1 protein-coding gene is annotated in these 693 nt (G+C 61.6%); it reads right to left on the reverse strand.

Annotation, left to right across the window (positions count from 1 at the left end):
- Positions 1-693 (reverse strand): phage terminase large subunit (locus tag BT341_RS43365; protein ID WP_218177878.1); only part of this gene is annotated, 693 nt, incomplete at both ends.

Genomic DNA, 693 nt, shown 5'->3' on the forward strand with positions numbered 1-693 from the left:
TGATCTCCTCGGCGCTCTTGCCGGTCTTGAAGTCCTTGTTGCGGCCATCGTGCGGAAGGTACAGCGTGCCCCAGTTGTAGCCGCGCTTCTTCAGCTCAGCCGAGTACCAGTCCAGCGTCTTGTGGCTGTCCTCGATGTTCTCGATGATGCGCAGCTCGGACGCCTGTTTCTGCACCAGGCTGATCGACATGGCGTCGTTCCAGCCCAGGTCGAAGACAACGTGCACCTTGAGCAGCGGGTCGTATGGCACGTTGCAGATGCGTCGGCCCTCGACCGCCTTGGTCACCTCGTCGTAGTAGATCGCGCCAGTGACGGCCGGCTTGCACTTGCCTTCCCAGATGTTCAGGTACTCGGCCTCGGGCAGCGTGGCCTTGGCGTGCAGCCGTTCCTTTTCCAGCACTTCGGGGAACCACGGGTTGTCCGTGTAGTTCATGTCGACGATGATGGCGCCCTCGGGCTGGTTCGTGATGAACCGGTCGTAGGTCTCGTCCGTGTCCAGCTCAGGGTTGAAGGTGATCCAGATTTCGGAGCCAGGCTTACGGATGGTCGGGATCAGCACCGACCACGAGCGCTTGCTCACGGTCTGCGCTTCCTCGACCCACACGATGTCGCAGCCCTCGAACGACTTGATCGAGTCGATGCTCTGCTCGGCCAGGCCCGCGAAGCTGAACTCGGTGCCGTTGATGCCGCGAA

The organism is Amycolatopsis australiensis (assembly GCF_900119165.1).
Lineage (GTDB): Bacteria > Actinomycetota > Actinomycetes > Mycobacteriales > Pseudonocardiaceae > Amycolatopsis > Amycolatopsis australiensis.